Source organism: Psychrobacillus sp. Z16_25 (genome assembly GCF_056856695.1).
The window spans coordinates 1-17,919 of record NZ_JBXEOV010000003.1 but is presented as its reverse complement, the minus strand read 5'-3'; the positions used below and the strand labels follow the sequence as shown (position 1 = coordinate 17,919).

Genomic DNA, 17,919 nt, shown 5'->3' with positions numbered 1-17,919 from the left:
AAAGTAACGCTATTTTTTATAGCATCAGTCCTTTTTTTATCGTTGGTTGGCATTTTTTTCGTGCACTCGGCTGGCTCTTATTGGAGCCAAGTGCACTATCAGGGGCAAATGCCCTTCGCGGTTAAACAAGCTATTTTCTTAGGACTTGGGATCGCAGGTGCTTATGTGATTCAAAGTAGGGTATTCATTCGGTCTGAAAAGTTTTGGAACATGCTATATATACTAGCCGTCGTTCTTCTTATTGCTGTTTTAATCCCAGGAATAGGAGTCGTGCGAAATGGCTCGCAAAGCTGGATTTCGTTAGGATTTACGAATTTCCAGCCTGCCGAGCTAGCAAAGATTGCTGTTTTAGGCGTCTTGGCGACTCTCTTAGCGAAGGGAGATAAGTCGAAGAAAAGACTCTATATGCGTTGTGGGGCTATTTTATTGATCCCTATTGCCTTAATCATGGTGCAACCTGATTTCGGTTCAGCATTTGTTCTTGTGGTTGGCGTATTTTTTCTCTTATTTGCTGCAGGATTACCGCTTAAGTTCTTTTTCGCGATAGGGGCATCTGGGGTGTTGGCATTGGCAGCTCTGATTATTTCCGCTCCTTATCGACTAGAACGAATAAAAGCCTTTTTAGATCCGTGGCAAGACCCGCTAGGTTCAGGTTTCCAAGCAATCCAATCGTTGCTTGCGATTGGCCCTGCTGGATTGTTTGGCTTTGGGTACGGAAATAGCAGACAAAAGTTTTTATACTTACCGGAGCCTCAGAATGATTTTATTTTTTCTATCCTACTAGAAGAAACAGGATTCATAGGCGGTCTGATTGTTATCACAGCGTTTGTTATTTTTTTCACCACTGGCTTTATGCTAGCAGCTCGTGCAAAAACCAAGGAAGCTCAAATGATGATTATTGCCTTAACATCGCTTCTAATGGTGCAGACCTTTTTGAATATGGGTGTCGTAACGGGCTTACTCCCGGTAACAGGAGTAACATTGCCATTCATCAGCTATGGTGGCTCCTCATTGGTTATGACATGGGGCATTATCGGGATTATTTTATGTTTAGCAAATACAAGTATTAAAGAAGGGAGGCGGTAGAATGGAAAAGGTAATAGATATCGAGGATCGAATTCCTACTTTAAAAGAAAAAAGAAGACGTAGAACAAATAAGAAGTTTTCCATTCTACTTCTTCTCTTTACACTCACATTGGCAGTTGTCCTCTATTTTCAATCCTCTTATAGTCAAGTGCAAAAGATTGAGATAGAGGGGGCTGCCTTGGTCCCTATGGAAGAATATCTAGAGCAACTAACCATTCAAGTAGGCGACTCAATGTGGAGTTTTAAAGAAAAGCAACTGGAGGAGCTTTTGGAACGTAACGGTTGGGTCAAAAAAGCCAAGGTGACAAGAGACTGGTTTACAACAGTTGCAATTAAAGTAGAGGAATACCAAAAAGTGGGATATATTGAATACGGGGATGGCTTTGAGCTGGTACTGGAGAACGGTAAGCAAATCAAACCCTATGAAGAAGTGCTACCAATAGACGGGCCTTTGCTGAAAGGCTTTGAGGAAGAAAATACTCGATTTCGTTTAATGAAAGAGCTCAAAAAGCTACAGAGTGAAATACTTAATTCTATCTCACAAATTCACTATACACCGAAAGAAAACGATAAATTTTCTATTCGGGTATTTATGAATGACGGAAATGAGGTACAAGCAATTCTTCCATCATTTGCGGAGAAGATGCAATACTATCCGTCTATTATCAGTCAGCTAGAGCCAGGATTAAAGGGTGTCATCGACATGGAAGTAGGCTCGTTCTTCCAGCCATACTCACAAACAACCATCGATATTGACTTAACAGAGGAGGCGACGGGGGATGAAGAAGGACAAACTCCATAAGAATCCTTTCCGAGGACGTATTCTTATTTCATTGGTCAGTCTCGTGCTTGGTTTTATACTGGCGTATTCCTATAGTCTTGCAGCAGGAGAAGAGGAACAGGAAACTGGTATGTATTCAAAGGAAATGGAAAAATATCGAGCACAGCTGATAGAGCAAAAGGAGCAAAATAAGGAGCTGATGGAAGAAATCAATCAGAAACATCAGACAATCAGGGACTATGAGCAGTCTTTTGCTTCTAGCGAAGAAAGCGTGGAAGAGCTTGTCCAAGAGGCTGAAATGCTAAGACTTCTGATAGGAGATATTCCTGCGAAAGGAAAAGGGGTAGAGGTTTCTCTAGAAGATGGAGCATATGATCCTTCCCAAGAGGATCCGAATGATTACATCGTCCATGAAAGTCATGTGTTTACGGTTATTAATGAATTAAAAATATCGGGGGCGGAAGCAATCGCTATAAACGGCCAACGACTTCATGCAAACTCCCATATCGTCTGTACCGGTCCTGTCATTACGGTAGACGGAAAGAAATTTCCTGCACCTTTTAAAATAGAGGCGGTAGGAGATCCTTCTGTGTTAATTGCTGCTCTTAACCTAGGTGGGGGAGTGGTGAGCCAGCTAGTGAATGATAATATTGTAGTAACAGTGGAAGAAAAGAGTGACGTAACAATGCCAGCACTACGTAATGAATAAAAGAGCAAGGAGTAAGGAGGCCGAATAATGAAAAAAACCGTCTATATTCGGTTTACTGTGATACTGTTAATCTTAGGTTTTATGTTGGCAGTTCAATATAACACGGTAAAAGATCCAGAGGTTCGAGACACTCGTGATATTTGGACCATTAGACAGGAGCTAGCTAAAGAAATGGAAATTCATTCAGAGCTTCTGTCAGAAGTAACCTCCTTAGAAGAAATCATCGGTAAATATGAAAATATGGTGAATCAAAGTCCAGAAATCGCTTTGATGGAAACAGTAGACGAATTAAAGAAGGATATTGGACTAGAGGAATTCAGTGGACCAGGGTTGGAGCTAACAATCGAGCCCTCATTAGAGAGTATGGCAGTGGGAGAGAAAGTAGAAGAGATTTCTCCAGATTTATTAATAAGATTATTAAACGAAGTAAATCGATTTAAAGCAAAGGCGATAGAGGTAGATGGAAAACGAGTTACTTATGCTTCTGCTATCCGAGATGTAAACGGTCGAACGACGATTAATAATTTAGCAGTCAAGCGAGCGCCCTTCATCATAAAAATCGGGACGTCAACCTATGAGGATGCAAGGAAAATGTACAATCAATTAGAGGCTTCCTCGCTAGCTGATGACCTTTATATAGATAATTTACGATTGAATGTTGGACAACCAATGGAAGAGGTTGTCATTACAGCTTATGATCAGCAAGTAAGCGCAGAATTCCTACAAGAAATTCCAGGAGGAGAGTAATTTATGTGGTTGCCATTACTAGGTTTGATTCTGGGAATTTCCTTAGGACTTTTAACAGATATTCAAATTCCAGAGGTTTATGAAAATTATCTTTCCATTGCAGTATTGGCTGCCCTAGATACGTTGTTTGGTGGGATTAGGGCTCAACTACAGCATGTATATGACGATAAGGTATTTGTGACGGGATTTTTCTTTAATATCGCACTAGCAGCAGCACTCGCTTTTTTAGGTGTTCACCTCGGGGTAGATTTATATCTTGCTGCAATATTTGCATTTGGCGTTCGCTTGTTCCAAAACATAGCGGTAATTCGTCGCTTATTACTAAATAAATGGGCAGATAGAGGAAAATAAATAACCAAATGTAGGAATGTTCCTTATTTGCTTAGAAACTTTTAGACTTTATATCGTTTTTACAATAGAATAATAAATAAAGAGTTTTCAGGAGGTGCCACGGGTTGAATCAGTCAGAAATGTATGTATCACTTGATATCGGTTCATCCTCCATCAAGGTATTGATAGGAGAAATGAATGATAATTCACTACACGTAATTGGTGTAGGAAATGTAAAATCAAATGGGATACGAAAAGGAACCATTGTTGATATAGATGCCACTGTACAATCGATTAAAAAAGCTGTAAATGAAGCGGAAAGAATGATTGGGATGTCTATTCATGAAATAGTCCTTGGTATTCCTGCTAATATGGCGAATATACAAAATGTTAAAGGTGTTGTAGCAGTTAACAGAGAAGATAGGGAGATTACCGATTTAGATTTAGACAGAGTATTAGAATCCGCACAGGTAATGTCTATCCCTCCAGAAAGAGAGCTTATCAGCATTGTACCTAAGCAATTTATCGTTGATCATCTGGAGGAAATAAAAGATCCGCGTGGCATGATTGGCACTCGTTTAGAGCTTGATGGTATGATGATGACCACCTCCAAAACAATCTTACATAATGTGTTGCGTTGTGTGGAAAGAGCTGGACTAAAAATTAGAGAGATCTATTTACAGCCTTTAGCCGGGGGACATTTTGCTTTAACAGAAGATGAGAAAAACCACGGAACCGCTTATATAGATATCGGTGGTGGCTCCACAACTATTGCCATTTTCAACGAGGGACATTTAGTAAATACCTCTGTCATTCCGGTAGGTGGAGACCATATTACAAAGGATTTATCCATTGTATTGAAGACGCCGACGGAGCAAGCAGAGATGATTAAATTACGCTATGGACATGCCTTCTATGATGATGCTTCAGAGGACGAGCTTTTCGAGGTTCCTGTAATCGGAGCTGACATGAAGGAGCAGTATTCACAGCGTTACATCGCAGAAATCATTGGTGTCCGATTAGAGGAGTTATTTGAACTGATCCTAGAGGATTTTTATCGAATGGGAGTTCAGGACCTTCCTGGTGGCGTAGTGATTACGGGTGGTGTTTCCAAGCTAGAAGGAATAGGGCATCTCGCTAGACATATTCTCCAGACGAGAGTAAGACTTTATACCCCAGATTATATCGGGGTAAGAGAGCCGCAATACACAACTGCTGTTGGCCTTATAAGATATGCCTATAAAGAAGACCTTTTCTATGGTAAAATTGGCAATAGCCAAGCATTGTCTGAAATGGAGTCAAGTGAAGTAACAGCAAGTCCTAAAAATCAAAAACAAACACCACAAAAGAAACCGACAAATGGAAATAAAGAAAGTGCAATGACAAAAGCAAAAAAACTATTTGACAAGTTCTTCGAATGACGTAACTTTTATCATAGTGAAGGGTATAGGAGGCAATAGGATGTTAGAATTTGAAACGAATGAAGATCAATTGGCTATTATTAAAGTAATCGGAGTAGGTGGCGGAGGAAACAACGCCGTTAACCGAATGATCGAGCATGGTGTGCAGGGTGTAGACTTTATTGCTGTTAATACAGATGCTCAAGCACTAAATATGTCCAAAGCAGAAGTGAAACTGCAAATTGGCGGCAAGCTGACTCGTGGATTAGGAGCAGGTGCAAATCCTGAGGTAGGAAAGAAAGCAGCAGAAGAAAGTAAAGAAATTATTGAGGAAGCTCTACGAGGAGCAGACATGGTCTTCGTTACTGCAGGTATGGGAGGCGGTACCGGTACTGGAGCTGCACCTGTTATCGCACAAATCGCACGTGATTTAGGTGCTCTAACAGTTGGTGTCGTAACACGTCCATTTACTTTCGAAGGTCGTAAGCGCTCGACACAAGCAGTTGGCGGAATCGGTATGATGAAGGAAGCAGTAGATACATTAATTGTCATTCCAAATGACCGTCTTCTAGAAATCGTGGATAAAAACACGCCAATGCTAGAAGCATTTAGAGAGGCAGACAACGTATTACGCCAAGGGGTACAAGGTATTTCTGACTTGATCGCAGTACCTGGTTTAATTAACCTTGACTTCGCTGATGTAAAAACAATTATGTCTAATAAAGGTGCGGCTCTAATGGGAATCGGTATTTCTGCAGGAGAAAACCGCGCTGCGGAGGCTGCAAAGAAAGCTATTTCCAGTCCTTTACTAGAGACATCCATCGATGGAGCAACTGGTGTCCTAATGAATATCACAGGCGGCTCCAATCTAAGTCTATTTGAAGTTCAAGAGGCGGCAGACATCGTAGCATCCGCATCTGACGAAGAAGTAAACATGATCTTCGGTTCTGTCATCAATGACAACTTAAAAGACGAAATCGTGGTAACCGTAATTGCAACTGGCTTCAACGAAGAAATCATCGCACAAAAGCAACCAAGAACTGGTGGTTTAGGAGCAGCACGTGCACAGCAAGCTGCAACTACTCAGCGAGAAGCTAGAAAAGAGGAGCCACAGCACTCCCAGCCAACTTTCCAACAGGAACGTCCTATAAACAATCATTCATCACAAGACGATGCACTGGATATCCCAACCTTCCTACGCAACCGTCAACGTAGAAACTAATAGCTTACTAGATTTGAGACTGTAGAAGATTCGACTTCTACAGTCTTTTTTGTTGGCTGGAACTTAGTGAGGTAACGTGTCATTTCGAGGAGGTTCCTCTTGCTTATTCATCGGATGGCCGGGAAGTGGGGCTTGCCGAGTGAGAGTAAATTGCTTGTGAACGAGAATAACGGGTCGCTGAATGAGAGTATTCCCTTTGAATGAGAATAAATAGTTTCTATCCGAGAATAAAGTTCACCTATCCGAGAGTAACTACTACTTGAACGAGAATAAATTCCTCGCGAACGAGAGTAAGCAGAATTTCCTCATAATCCAGTAATGACCCATAAGTAAGATTGACCTTGCTATCCGAGCGAATACTAAGTGGAAACGATAAAAATAGGATTTCCTCCTAATCCATCGTTTCCCTGATAAGCAGGGGCTTGCCGAGTGAGAGAAAATTGCTCCTAAACGAGAGTAATGTCCCGCCGAACGAGAGTATTCCTGTTGAATGAGAATAAATAGCTTCTATCCGAGAATAAAGTTCACCTATCCGAGAGTAAAGTTCTGGCTAACGAGAATAAATCCCTCACGAACGAGAGTAAGGAGGATCTCCACCTGATTCAGTGACGATTAATAAGTGGACTGACCATGCTATCCGAGCGAATATTAGTGTAAATGAGATAGAGGAGGTTCTCCTTACTGATTCATCGGATCGCTGGGAAGCGGGGGCTTGCCGAGCGAGAGTAAATTGCTTGTGAACGAGAATAACGGGTCGCCGAACGAGAGTATTCCTGTTGAATGAGAATAAATAGCTTCTATCCGAGAGTAAAGTTCACCTATCCGAGAGTAACTACTCCTTGAACGAGAATAAATCCCTTGCGAACGAGAGTAAGGAGTATTTCCTCAAAATCCAGTAATGACCGATAAGTAAGACTGACCTTGCTATTCGAGCGAGAATTAGTGTAAACGAAAAAATAGGATTTCACCTAAACAATCGGATACTCAGTAAGCAGATCTTACCAAGCGAGAGAAAATTGCTCTGAAACTGGATGGTTTTACTCTGAAAGAGGTATTACTGCTCGAAAGCAACAGTCTACTGCGCGGAAATCCAGGTCTATCGCTCGAAAATGGGGAGGTATTGTTCGTTCCTGGGGTTCTATTGCTCGGTGCCCAAATTACTGCTCGAACACCGCTGTCTACTGCACAGAACTCCGGAGGTATTGCTCGGTTCTCATGAATTGCCAGGGTTAAAGGGAATTTATTTACTGATATCCCTAATGAAATTTTAAGAGCTCGGTTCCCATAATTTGACCCATTTCGAGGGTTCTATTAATTGATAGAGTCCCTAATGTTCCTCCGAGAGCTCTGTTAGCATGCCTCCGCCTGTTAAAAATTTGTCGCTCGAAAATGTGGATTCGACCTTTTATTTTGACAAAGTTCTTAATTGGTAGGTGATAAGATTTTATCAAAAGGGGGGAGAGCTATGTACGCAGAAGTAATGATAGCAACGAATACGTTTTTCAATTATACGGTTTTAGCGTTTGCGAACAGAATCGGTTGGATTGAAAATCAAAAGAGATATTTGCTTCTGTCTGCCTTTGTTGCTGGGGTACTTACAGTTCTGTTCGCACACCATGTGATGACATTGTTGCTCACGTTCTTTCTGATGCTGGGAATTGCATTTTGGAAAAAGCGGACGCAGATGCTGAAAGCGATGTCTCTCACATTATTAGCCACGCTCTTTGCGGGAGGCTTGTTAACTGCGATAGCGCCGATGTACGAAAAAACTGGACAAACATTTATGCTCATCAATTATGGACTTATTGCTATAGGTGGATTATATCTATTGTCCAAGCATGTACTTAGGGTGCATATCTCTCAAACAGAAAGAAATTTAGTTTTTGCTTCCGACTTGCATCTGTTCGGACAACAGAAGGAGCTTCAATTATTTATAGACTCCGGCAATGTTTGTCGAGAGCCGCTTTCCAATGAACCGGTTCACTTTTTGTCTAGTGATGCAGTGAAGGACATCATTCCACCTGTACTATATCAGTTTATAGAAAGCTGGGATAGCCAGGATTACCAAGGCTTAGATGGACTCCCAAAAGAATATGCTGCAATGGTGAGATTAATTCCAATTGCTACCATTCAAAAAGAGAAGGCGTGGGTAATTGGCATAAGATTTGAGCAGTGGATGATTGGAGAAGAAAAGCTCCCGAAAGGCTATATCGTACTAACTAGGGGGAAAGAAAAATTTCCTCATGAAGCAGATGGCATCTTACACAGTTCCAGCTATTATCATCTAAAAAAGAGGAGTGTTAAATAATGATTATGCCCTTTATTCGTCGCATATATTACTGGATATTATCGCTACGAAGAAAACCGGTTCATTATATTGGAGGAAGCGAATCACTACCAAAACCACTTACGAGAGAAGAAGAGCGCGATATGTTAATTTCATTCATGAATGGCGATGAGCATGCGAGAGATGTATTAATTGAAAGAAACCTCCGTTTAGTTGTATATATTGCAAGAAGGTATGATCAAACGAATACGAATATTGAGGATTTAATTAGCATTGGCTCTATTGGGTTAATAAAAGCGGTGGAAACATTTAATTTAGATAAAGGAATTAAGCTTGCGACCTATGCTTCTAGGTGTATAGAAAATGAGATTTTGATGCATCTTCGAAAAACGAATCGGATGAAATCAGAGGTTTCCTTTGACGAGCCATTGAACTCAGACTCTGATGGGAATGAGCTATTACTATCCGATATATTAGGAACCAGTGAGGATTTGATTATTGAAGATGTAGAGAAAAAGCTAGAAAGACAGCATGTTTTTGAGGCAATTAATCTTCTTGGGAACAGGGAAAAGTATATTATGCAATGTCGATTTGGCTTGAATGGGCGAGAAGAAATGACGCAAAAAGAGGTTGCGGATCATCTCGGAATATCCCAATCCTATATCTCCAGGTTGGAGAAAAAAATAATTTTGGACTTAAAAGAAGTACTGAACGAGCCTATCGCTTGATGGCTGAAATTGGATAGTTTCCACTTCGAATAATCTCTCTTCCGACGGACAAACTGACTAAGAACTATTAAACAGTCCGGAGGAAGAGCTATGACGAGAACAAAAGTTGAATTATGCGGCATTGATACATCAAAGCTTCCTTTATTATCTCACGAGCAAATGAAAGCGTTATTTATAAGACTTCAAGCTGGTGAGGAATCGGTAAAAGATGAATTAGTAATGGGGAATTTGAGATTGGTACTAAGTCTTGTTCAACGGTTTGCCTACCGCGGAGAACAAGCGGATGATTTGTTCCAAGTTGGTTGTATCGGGTTAATAAAATCCATCGAAAATTTTGATTTAAAGCATAATGTTCGCTTCTCCACATACGCAGTACCAATGATTATTGGAGAAATTAAAAGACATTTACGAGACCACCATTCAGTAAGAGTATCTAGATCCTTAAGAGATATAGCATATAAAGCGATGAAAGCAAAGGAACAATATATAAACGAACACCTTGAGGAGCCTACGTTAGAGGATTTAGCAAAAATTTTAGAGATACCAGTGGAAGATATTCTTTTGTCCCTGGATGCCATTCAAGATCCAGTATCTCTGCAAGAGCCAATTTTCAGTGATGGCGGCGACGCTATCTATATGATGGACCAGCTTTGTGATAATGATGTATCAGAAGATCAATGGGTTACCTATTTTACCGTAAAGGATAGCTTTCAAAATCTAGATAGCCGTCAAAAGAAAATTTTAACAAAACGCATTTACTATGGAGCTACCCAAACAGAGATTGCTGCTGATTTAGGTTTATCACAAGCTCAAATCTCGCGCTTAGAAAAGAGTGCATTATCTACCATCCAAAGTCAGCTCAATTTGAAATAACGCTTTTTCTTCAGAGAAAAAGCGTTTTTTCTCTTGTCCTAACATATACTGTGGAAAGGAGGGGACGAAGTGAAATTTTCTGAAGCGCAGCAAAAAGAAGTCATAGAATCCGTTACTGGACAATTGTTAGGGTATATTGTGGATGCGGAAATAGATAAGGATACCGGCTATATTACATCATTTATTGTGGAATCTTCCGGAGGCTATCAGGCTTTTTTTAATAAAAAGAAGGAAACACAAAAAATCAGTGTTCGAAATGTCTCAATAATTGGAAAAGATGTTATTATTGTTTCGAAAAATAGAGATTAAGACTTGTTCATCATTGATAAAACAAGCTTTCATTGATACAATGAACAAAAGACAATTGATGAAAGTTTGGTTTCATATGAATAGTGTTCAAAATAATTTACAATCAATCCAACAACATATAGAAGCTGCTTGTGAGCGTTCTAGACGACATCCAGATCAAGTTCGCTTAATTGCTGTGACAAAATCTGTCTCGGTAGACAGAACAAAAGAAGTAATGGAAAGTGGCGTACTGCATCTGGGGGAGAACCGACCAGAGGGATTAGCGAATAAACAGGAAGCTATCTCTTCTGAACATGTCGTTTGGCATTATATAGGGACCTTGCAAACTAGAAAGGTAAAATCAGTCATTAATAAGATTGATTACCTTCATTCTCTTGATCGAATATCTCTGGCAGAAGAGATTGAAAAGCGAGCAGAGTCCGTAGTGAATTGCTTTGTTCAAGTCAATGTTGCCGAGGAAGAATCTAAGCATGGGTTGGCCTATGAGGAAGCGAAAGCTTTTATTGAACAATTAAAGGACTTTCCTAAGATCAAGGTTGTCGGCTTAATGACCATGGCACCGCTTACGGAGGACGAGGAGACTATTCGACGAGTATTTCGCAAGTTAAAGGAGCTCCAAGAAACGATAGAGGCAAAGCAGTATCCTCATGCCCCTTGTACAGAACTCTCCATGGGTATGTCTGGAGACTATGAAATTGCCATTGAAGAAGGAGCAACATTCATAAGAGTTGGAACTGCTTTAGTTGGGCAGGATAAGGAGGAAGATGTATGAGCATGAAGAACTGGGTAAAAAATTTCTTCTATTTAGAAGAGGATGAAGAAGCAGCTGCTACAACTCAACAATCTCCGAGACCTCAGCAACAGGCAATGGAGCAGCCTGTAAAACAACAGCCAGTAAAATATGCAAAAGAAAGAAAGGTAAGTGCCGTGCCAAAGGATACCAATGTTCCTAACCTTGTTAGCATTCAAAATATGCAAAAATCTTCAAAGGTAATCTTGATGGAACCGAGAGTTTATGCAGAAGCACAGGATATCTCGGAGCATTTAAAAAATAAAAGAGCAGTCATTGTAAACCTTCAAAGAATTGACAAGGAACAGGGAATCAGAATTATCGATTTCTTGAGTGGAACCGTGTATGCTTTAGGAGGAGATATTCAACGTATTGGAACAGACATATTCTTGTGTGCACCTGACTCAGTCGAGGTAGCAGGAACGATTTCCGATTACTATTACAATGATTTAGATTAATAGAGGAGCTTTCTTAAACATGTTAATTTTGATTCAGGTAATAAATACAGCAGTTACATTCTACATGTATGCGCTAATCATTTATATTTTTATGTCTTGGCTTCCGAATGTAAGAGAATCCAGCTTTGGCCAAGCATTAGGGAAGATTTGTGAACCATATCTAGACATCTTCCGAAGATTTATTCCCCCAATTGGGATGATTGATATTTCACCGATTGTTGCTATTTTTGCTTTACAGTTAGCTTTAAGAGGTGTGATATCTGTACTATTCTATTTGATGTAGCAATAAACAATCTAAATATGGAAGACGTAATAGACCTCACTTTTGTGGGGTTTTACTTTTAAGGGAGCATTTTTTATGGAGCATTTATTACAGCATTTTCGTAAGGATGAGCAGCCTTTTATAGAACAGGCAGTAAATATGATTCGTGAGGTGGAGGATCGGTATGCCCCTCGTCTTACAGACTTTTTAGATCCAAGACAGCGGTTTATCCTCGATACTCTTCGTAGACAATACGAAGGCGTGGAATCGGCTGTAGCAGGAGCACTGGAAGAGGCAGAGCGTCAGCGTGTGCTACTCTATCCTTCTTATTTTGAGCCTCAGGATAGTGATTTTTCGCTTGCTGTGATGGAGGTGAAATATCCGAAGAAGTTTGTTACCCTCCGTCATAAGGATGTACTTGGAGCAATTATGTCTCTTGGCATGGATCGCAGTAAATTTGGAGATATCCGTGTGCAGGACGATTCCATTCAATTTGTGGTGGCAAGTGAGGTCTTGGAATACGTTCGTGCCAATTTAACAAGTATAGGAAAAGTGAAGGTTCAAGTGGAATTGGTGGAGGATCCTGCACTTTATTTCCCACAACAAGAAGAGTGGCTGTCAGAGCTTCATATTGTCAGCTCTCTTAGACTCGATACGGTCATTTCCTCCGTTTTTAACATTTCTCGTCAAAAATCAGCAGCACTGATTACAGGTGGAAAGGTAAAGGTGAACTGGGCGGAACGAGACCAAACCTCTCTGGAGCTACAGGAATTGGACTTACTTTCTGTGCGTGGACTGGGCAGAGTCAAGCTATTAATGATTGAAGGAAGAACAAAGAAAGATAAGATTCGACTCCAAATTGGAAAATTAGAGCAAAAAAACTAATATTATTCCCAATAAAATTTTAAATTTTGATGTATTCATCCCCTGGTAATTGTATAATAGAGGGAAGAGAATGATAGAATGTAAAGGAGCTGGAGTAAATGCCATTAACACCGCTTGATATACATAACAAGGAATTCAGTAAAGGCTTTCGTGGATATAACGAGGATGAAGTAAACGAATTCTTAGATCAGGTTATGAAGGACTTAGAAATTATCCTAAAGGAAAAGAAGGAGCTTGAAAACAGATTAAAGGCTACATCAGAACAAGTAGGGCACTTCACTTCCCTTGAAGAAACATTACATAAATCGATTGTTGTTGCTCAAGAAGCAGCAGAGGAAGTTCGTCGCAATTCTCAAAAAGAGGCAAAGCTTATTGTGAAGGAAGCGGAAAAAAATGCAGACCGTATTGTCAATGAAGCTTTATCTAAAGCTAGAAAGATAGCATTAGAGATTGAAGAACTGAAAAAGCAGTCTAAGGTATTCCGCAATCGCTTTAAAATGCTTATAGAAGCACAGCTGGATCTTATCAACACAGATGATTGGAATCATCTAATGGAGTATGATGTAGATACAGCAGCTATTGAGCGTATTTCAGCTACGGAGGAATAATCCGTCAACCTTCTTGACTGTTCATCATACATTACCTATAATTACTTCATATATAACAAGCAACAGCGTAGATAAAGATGTCTAAAGGAAATTTCAGTTTAGCGACTTGAGGATGGTGAAAGCTCAAGCAAGAAATACTTTAGAGGATCACTTTGGAGCTGAGATACTGAAAACGTGTAAGTATCTCCGGTTTATGTCCCGTTATGACATACTAAGTGGTGGTTTCTATCTTAGAGACCACAATTAGGGTGGTACCGCGAGAATCTTACTCCTCGTCCCTTTGTTGGGATGGGGAGTTTTTATTTTTCGTCAAATTAAAGGAGGAGCAAATATGGAATACAAAGACACATTACTGATGCCAAAGACAGATTTCCCAATGCGTGGTAATTTGCCAGTAAAAGAGCTAGACATTCAAGCAAAATGGGAAGAGCAAGACATTTATCAAAAGGTACTAGACCGTACGAAGGATAGACCATTCTTCGTTTTACATGATGGTCCTCCATACGCAAACGGAGATATCCACATGGGCCATGCCTTAAACAAGGTATTGAAGGACATCATCGTACGTCAAAAATCGATGACGGGATTCCATGCACCATATGTACCAGGCTGGGATACGCACGGTCTACCAATCGAGCAGGCGTTAACGAATAAAGGAGTTAAACGCAAAGAGCTTTCCTTAGCAGAGTTCAGAAAGCTTTGTGAAGACTATGCGTATGAGCAAATTGAAAACCAACGCGCTCAATTCAAGCGTCTAGGTGTTCGCGGTGATTGGGAAAACCCATACGTAACACTGAAGCCAGAATTTGAATCTCGTCAAATTCAAGTATTTGGAGAGATGGCGAAAAAAGGCTATATCTATAAAGGCTTAAAGCCAGTTTACTGGTCTCCATCCAGTGAATCTGCGTTAGCAGAAGCAGAAATTGAATATCAAGATAAAAAGTCTCCATCTATCTATGTGAGCTTTGCGGTGACAGAAGGAAAAGGCGTGCTAGAAGAAGGCACGAAGTTCATCATCTGGACGACAACTCCATGGACGATTCCTGCAAACTTAGCGATTTCCTTACATCCAAAGGTAGAGTATGCAGTGGTGTCAGCGAAGGATTCTAAATTTGTCGTAGCAAAAGATTTAGTAGAATCAGTAGCTTCTGAGCTTGGCTGGGAAGAGTACACAGTAGAGCGCACGGTAATGGGTGAAGAAATGGACCGCCTTGTTGCGAAGCATCCACTTTATGATAGAGATTCTCTAATCATCTTAGGAGAGCACGTAACAACTGATTCTGGTACGGGCTGTGTTCATACAGCACCAGGTCACGGGGAAGATGACTTCTACGTAGGGAAAGCATATGGCTTGGATGTGCTTTGTCCAGTGAACGACCGCGGGGTTATGACAGAAGAGGCACCTGGCTTTGAAGGATTATTTTATGATGATGCGAATAAAGCAATCACAGAGGCATTAAAAGAAGCTGGTGCACTTGAAAAGCTGACATTCTTCACGCACTCCTATCCACATGACTGGCGCACGAAAAAACCGGTAATTTACCGTGCGACGCCACAATGGTTTGCGTCTATTGAGGCATTCAGAGATCAGCTGCTTCAAGCAATCAAAGAAACGAAGTTCACACCTGCATGGGGAGAAACTCGTCTTTATAATATGATTCGTGACCGTGGAGACTGGTGTATTTCTCGTCAGCGTGTATGGGGTGTTCCAATCCCAGTATTCTATGCGGAAAATGGTCAGGAAATCTTAACAGAAGAAACAATCGAACATGTGGCGAAGCTGTTCCGTGAGCACGGATCGAACATCTGGTTTGAAAGAGATGCAAAGGATTTATTGCCAGAGGGCTTTACACACCCAGGAAGTCCAAACGGCATCTTCACAAAAGAAACAGATATCATGGACGTTTGGTTCGACTCAGGCTCCTCTCACCAAGGAGTGCTTGCAGAGCGTGACGATTTAGTGTTCCCAGCAGATTTATATTTAGAAGGATCTGACCAATATCGTGGATGGTTCAACTCATCACTAATCACAAGCACAGCGATGTACGGTCATGCACCATATAAAGGATTACTAAGCCATGGTTTCACATTAGATGGCGAAGGACGCAAGATGAGTAAATCACTTGGAAACGTCATCGTTCCAGCGAAAGTAATGAAACAGCTGGGAGCAGACATCGTTCGTCTATGGGTTGCTTCTGTAGACTACACTGCTGATGTTCGTGTATCCGATGCAATCTTCAAGCAAGTAACAGAGGTTTACCGCAAAATCCGTAACACGTTCCGTTTCTTACACGGAAACATCACGGACTTCCATCCGGTAAATGATCGTGTGGCATTTGAAGACCTTCGTGAAGTGGATCAATACATGTACATGAAGCTTCAAGAGGTAATCAAAACAGTACGTGCTGCATATGACCGTTACGACTTCGCAACTGTTTACCACACAGTGAACAATTTCGTATCTGGTGAATTAAGCTCCTTCTACCTAGATATCGCGAAGGACGTTGTATACATCTACGGTCAAGACGACCCAGCTCGTCGTGCAATGCAAACGGTGATGTACGATACGCTACTAGCACTATTGAAGCTAGTGACACCAATTCTTCCACATACAACAGATGAGCTTTGGGCTTACCTAGCGCATGAAGAGGAAGAAAGCATCCAGCTGACAGATATGCCAGAAGCAGTAGACTATCCAGCATTCCAAGAGCTTGCACCAAAATGGGAAAAAATTATGGAGCTTCGCGACGATGTATTAAAAGCATTAGAAGAAACACGTAATGCAAAAACAATCGGTAAATCGCTAGAAGCAAAAGTAACGTTATACGTGAAACATGAATACCGCGACCTATTTGCAACAGATGCAATCGATTTCGCACAGCTATTCATCGTTTCTCAGTTCGAGCTAGCAGGTTCTCCTGCAGACGCTCCAGCAGAAAGCTTGGCATTAGAGCATGCTTCTGTAGTAGTCGTAAAAGCAGACGGAGAAAAATGTGAACGCTGCTGGACAATCTCTGAAACAGTAGGCACAAACGAAGCACACCCAACATTATGTACTCGCTGTGCAGAAGTAGTAGAAAAACATTACGTATAAGATGATGAACGAGCAAGCCTTGCGCTTGCTCGTTTTTTTTGTTGGGAGGGGGTGTGTAGAAATGGAAAGTCGTAAAACTGAGCATGATTGTAGCAAAAACAGGGGTGATTGTAGCAGAAATGGTGTTGAATGTAGCAAAACTAGCGGTGATTGTAGCAGAAATGCAGGTCATTGTAGCAAAAATAGTAGCGGGAGGCGCTCGAGAAATTGATTGTAGCAAAAAGGAGCTTGATTGTAGCAAAAAAAGCGATGATTGTAGCAGAAATACACGGGAAATGAAAGTCGTAAAAAATGCAGACCAAAGTCGTAAAAATGAAAAAACTTTGGACCTAATAGAGGATGAACAATTAAGACCATCTATGACTGTCTAGGAAAGAATGCTCCATGATTTAAGGGGAAGTTGCTTCTGCGAGCAATCCTTCAAGTGACCCAGAATATCCAAGTATCTATGAACTTGGTTATGGTACTCCAGGAGGAAATAGAGGAGTCAATTGTAGACATATCCTTTATCCATTCGTCGAGGGCATGAACACCAACAATCAAAAGCAATACGATGTAGATGATGCTTATGAGAGAGGAAAGGTCGTACAGAAACAACGGCAGTTGGAGTGACAGGTCAGAAAGGCGAAACTGTCTTTGACGCTTTCCGAAGAAATGAATTAACTGTAATAACTTCATTTATTACTGTAATTAATGCTGTATCTTTATTTACAGTCTGACTTATTAGTTGAACTAATCCGAGTTGGGCAGCTTTATAAAGTTGTACCAATAGAAATAATCCATTATGTAAAATAAAATAGCTGCGAATTTATCGAGTACAAGATTATGAAAATAAATTTAAAAAAAGTTATTGACTCTTCTAAGAGAAGATGTTATTCTAATTTAGCTGTCATTGAGATAGCGAAAAATGAACATTGAAAACTGAACATGCAAAACGTCAAGATATACAGCGATTGAAACATATCGCAAAACAAATGACATCATTTTATGATGATGCCAGCAAAATTTATGAGCTATCAAAGCTTATCTATTTTAGAAGTTTTCGAGACACGATGTGTTTCGTAAGCTAATTTTATGGAGAGTTTGATCCTGGCTCAGGACGAACGCTGGCGGCGTGCCTAATACATGCAAGTCGAGCGGATGATGAAGAAGCTTGCTTCTTCTGATTCAGCGGCGGACGGGTGAGTAACACGTGGGCAACCTGCCCTGTAGATTGGGATAACTCCGGGAAACCGGTGCTAATACCGAATAATCCATCTCCACACATGTGGGGATGTTGAAAGGCGGCTTCGGCTGTCACTACAGGATGGGCCCGCGGCGCATTAGCTAGTTGGTGGGGTAACGGCCTAC

At 40.8% G+C, this 17,919-nt stretch carries 19 protein-coding genes, 1 rRNA gene and 1 other annotated feature; all 20 genes read left to right on the top strand.

What is annotated here, in order from left to right; all coding sequences use genetic code 11:
- Nucleotides 1–18: 18 nt before the first annotated feature.
- On the top strand, nt 19–1,086 hold the full coding sequence (locus AC1VU3_RS04620) for an FtsW/RodA/SpoVE family cell cycle protein (RefSeq protein ID WP_480390067.1): 1,068 nt from the start codon (nt 19–21) through the stop codon (nt 1,084–1,086).
- 1 nt (nt 1,087) lies between these two features.
- On the top strand, nt 1,088–1,888 hold the full coding sequence (locus AC1VU3_RS04615; RefSeq protein WP_480390052.1) for a cell division protein FtsQ/DivIB: 801 nt from the start codon (nt 1,088–1,090) through the stop codon (nt 1,886–1,888).
- Nucleotides 1,866–2,576: a DUF881 domain-containing protein gene (locus AC1VU3_RS04610; protein WP_480390053.1), complete on the top strand. Its 711-nt coding sequence runs from the start codon at nt 1,866–1,868 to the stop codon at nt 2,574–2,576. The genes AC1VU3_RS04615 and AC1VU3_RS04610 overlap by 23 nt, the downstream gene beginning before the upstream one ends.
- Before the next feature lie 27 nt (nt 2,577–2,603).
- Complete coding sequence (locus tag AC1VU3_RS04605; protein WP_482982913.1) at nt 2,604–3,323, top strand: DUF881 domain-containing protein; 720 nt, start codon at nt 2,604–2,606, stop codon at nt 3,321–3,323.
- A 3-nt stretch (nt 3,324–3,326) separates the two neighbouring features.
- Nucleotides 3,327–3,674, top strand: a complete 348-nt coding sequence (locus AC1VU3_RS04600; protein ID WP_480390055.1) for a small basic family protein — start codon at nt 3,327–3,329, stop codon at nt 3,672–3,674.
- A 104-nt stretch (nt 3,675–3,778) separates the two neighbouring features.
- Nucleotides 3,779–5,074, top strand: coding sequence for a cell division protein FtsA (gene ftsA, locus AC1VU3_RS04595; protein ID WP_480390056.1), 1,296 nt, complete (start codon nt 3,779–3,781; stop codon nt 5,072–5,074).
- 40 nt (nt 5,075–5,114) lie between these two features.
- Complete coding sequence (gene ftsZ, locus AC1VU3_RS04590; protein WP_480390057.1) at nt 5,115–6,275, top strand: cell division protein FtsZ; 1,161 nt, start codon at nt 5,115–5,117, stop codon at nt 6,273–6,275.
- Between the two features lie 1,465 nt (nt 6,276–7,740).
- Complete coding sequence (locus AC1VU3_RS04585; RefSeq protein WP_482982912.1) at nt 7,741–8,583, top strand: sigma-E processing peptidase SpoIIGA; 843 nt, start codon at nt 7,741–7,743, stop codon at nt 8,581–8,583.
- Between the two features lie 5 nt (nt 8,584–8,588).
- Nucleotides 8,589–9,290 (top strand): RNA polymerase sporulation sigma factor SigE, encoded by a 702-nt coding sequence (sigE, locus tag AC1VU3_RS04580; RefSeq protein ID WP_480390068.1) that lies wholly within the window; start codon nt 8,589–8,591, stop codon nt 9,288–9,290.
- 90 nt (nt 9,291–9,380) lie between these two features.
- The gene (gene sigG / locus AC1VU3_RS04575) at nt 9,381–10,163 is read left to right on the top strand and encodes an RNA polymerase sporulation sigma factor SigG (protein ID WP_480390059.1); all 783 of its coding nucleotides are present in this window, start codon (nt 9,381–9,383) and stop codon (nt 10,161–10,163) included.
- Nucleotides 10,164–10,232: 69 nt separating this feature from the next.
- A complete protein-coding gene (locus AC1VU3_RS04570) occupies nt 10,233–10,472 on the top strand; it encodes a PRC-barrel domain-containing protein (RefSeq protein ID WP_482982911.1) in 240 nt (79 codons plus the stop codon).
- 76 nt (nt 10,473–10,548) lie between these two features.
- Nucleotides 10,549–11,244, top strand: a complete 696-nt coding sequence (locus AC1VU3_RS04565; RefSeq protein WP_482983033.1) for a YggS family pyridoxal phosphate-dependent enzyme — start codon at nt 10,549–10,551, stop codon at nt 11,242–11,244.
- Nucleotides 11,241–11,720 (top strand): cell division protein SepF, encoded by a 480-nt coding sequence (locus AC1VU3_RS04560; RefSeq protein ID WP_480390061.1) that lies wholly within the window; start codon nt 11,241–11,243, stop codon nt 11,718–11,720. Before AC1VU3_RS04565 ends, AC1VU3_RS04560 begins: the two co-directional genes overlap by 4 nt.
- Nucleotides 11,721–11,739: 19 nt before the next feature.
- Nucleotides 11,740–12,003 (top strand): YggT family protein, encoded by a 264-nt coding sequence (locus AC1VU3_RS04555; RefSeq protein ID WP_480390062.1) that lies wholly within the window; start codon nt 11,740–11,742, stop codon nt 12,001–12,003.
- A gap of 75 nt (nt 12,004–12,078) precedes the next feature.
- Nucleotides 12,079–12,867: a YlmH family RNA-binding protein gene (locus AC1VU3_RS04550; protein WP_480390063.1), complete on the top strand. Its 789-nt coding sequence runs from the start codon at nt 12,079–12,081 to the stop codon at nt 12,865–12,867.
- Nucleotides 12,868–12,965: 98 nt separating this feature from the next.
- Nucleotides 12,966–13,475, top strand: a complete 510-nt coding sequence (locus AC1VU3_RS04545) for a DivIVA domain-containing protein (protein WP_480390064.1) — start codon at nt 12,966–12,968, stop codon at nt 13,473–13,475.
- Between the two features lie 59 nt (nt 13,476–13,534).
- Nucleotides 13,535–13,758, top strand: a binding site (T-box leader).
- Between the two features lie 48 nt (nt 13,759–13,806).
- A complete protein-coding gene (gene ileS, locus AC1VU3_RS04540) occupies nt 13,807–16,569 on the top strand; it encodes an isoleucine--tRNA ligase (RefSeq protein WP_480390065.1) in 2,763 nt (920 codons plus the stop codon).
- An 83-nt stretch (nt 16,570–16,652) separates the two neighbouring features.
- Nucleotides 16,653–16,940: a hypothetical protein gene (locus tag AC1VU3_RS04535; RefSeq protein ID WP_480390066.1), complete on the top strand. Its 288-nt coding sequence runs from the start codon at nt 16,653–16,655 to the stop codon at nt 16,938–16,940.
- A 73-nt stretch (nt 16,941–17,013) separates the two neighbouring features.
- A complete protein-coding gene (locus tag AC1VU3_RS04530) occupies nt 17,014–17,181 on the top strand; it encodes a phage minor capsid protein (protein ID WP_480390070.1) in 168 nt (55 codons plus the stop codon).
- Between the two features lie 459 nt (nt 17,182–17,640).
- Nucleotides 17,641–17,919 (top strand): 16S ribosomal RNA (locus AC1VU3_RS04525); the annotation flags it as partial.